Source organism: Roseivivax halotolerans, from assembly GCF_900115815.1.
In the GTDB taxonomy this organism is placed as follows: Bacteria; Pseudomonadota; Alphaproteobacteria; order Rhodobacterales; family Rhodobacteraceae; genus Roseivivax; species Roseivivax halotolerans.
In genome coordinates, this window is sequence record NZ_FOXV01000042.1 from 1 (window position 1) to 1,189 (window position 1,189).

2 protein-coding genes are annotated in these 1,189 nt (G+C 57.3%); both read left to right on the top strand.

Going from position 1 to position 1,189, the window contains the following annotated elements:
• Window positions 1–173 precede the first annotated feature (173 nt).
• Window positions 174–548, top strand: a complete 375-nt coding sequence (locus BM171_RS18630; RefSeq protein ID WP_093016158.1) for a hypothetical protein — start codon at window positions 174–176, stop codon at window positions 546–548.
• A gap of 82 nt (window positions 549–630) precedes the next feature.
• Entirely contained in the window at window positions 631–987 is a 357-nt protein-coding gene (locus BM171_RS18635; protein ID WP_093016161.1) for a hypothetical protein, read from the top strand.
• The last annotated feature ends 202 nt before the right edge of the window (window positions 988–1,189 follow it).

Consider the following 1,189-nt stretch of genomic DNA (forward strand, 5'->3'; position numbering starts at 1 on the left):
ACTGGCAGAGAAATGATATCAACCAACCCGATCAGCAGGTGCAACGAGTAGCTTAAATTACGCCAGATCCTGTCCAACGATCGGGGAGTAGCTCAGATCGAGAGCGGATTTTGGAATTCTCAACATATTGACTTGCGATCACACGGGCGCGATGCTGAAAAAGGAACGTCGACATGTTCGACTTCGCTTCCTCGCCCCTCATTCCGCTCGCATCGTTCATGCACACGCACAGCATGCCGCTTCAGAACGCTTCACTGCTTCTGGGTGGAGCACCGCGTCTTCGAGAAACGCAAAGGCTCATCGAAGAACTCTCCGACGCGCCTCGAATGACGCGGCGGCTGAGGCGCTCGATCGACCGGCTCTACGAACTGCTCACCCTGGAGCACGTTCACGAGCCGGAACGTTCCGAAGCGGCTTTCTTCGCGCTAATCGACCCCGAATGGCCGATGATCGAAGAGATCTGTCTTCTGTCAGACGGTCTCTTGGAAGCCCTCACTACACACGATGCGGAAAACGCTCAGGCGATGGGCAAGACAGCCATCCAATGAGCGTACGCCGTCCGTCCAAAGCGATGGGCGGCGTCTTGTCAGATCGCACCTCCCGTGCGGTCCAGTATCTCGGAAAACAAACATGAACATCGAGACACTCACTGTCGAATATATCCGCACCGGTCGGCTCTTGGCCGATGTGGTCCTGCCCGATGACGCTCTGGCCGAACGGCTTCCCGAGAATGTGCTGTCATGCATCGAGAAGCTTCACGCCCGGACATGTCTTCCTCGAGACGCCGAAGCTGTTGCCGAGCCCCTTCGGAACGCCATCGAAGCGGAGCGTGTGGCGGTTCAAATGCGACTGGACGCGTTGAAAGAACTCGGCCGGATACATGACACGGCCGACCGAAGGCTCGTCGTACTCAGGATGACGAACGAAATGTGTGGGCGCTTCGAGGCCGCTACGCACGAGTTGCTCGCCCATACATCGCACAGCTGACATGCGCGGATGGGCTGATGCTCCTGCCTGCCAAATACCGCGGATCAAACCGAAATTTCCGGAAAAAATAATCGGTCAGATTTCCCGACCTCATAAACATGAGGTCTGTGAGAACGGCGGTGGAAAAGTCGGCCACGGGAGCGGCGGGATGAGCCTGCTGCGGGCGGCGTAAAAGTCGGCCACCTTTGCCCTTTCTGGTGAC

Excerpts from the sequence above, each read along its gene's own strand:
- BM171_RS18630 (WP_093016158.1), top strand. The coding sequence starts at position 174 with ATGTTCGACTTCGCTTCCTCGCCCCTCATTCCGCTCGCATCGTTCATG.
- BM171_RS18635 (WP_093016161.1), top strand. The coding sequence starts at position 631 with ATGAACATCGAGACACTCACTGTCGAATATATCCGCACCGGTCGGCTC.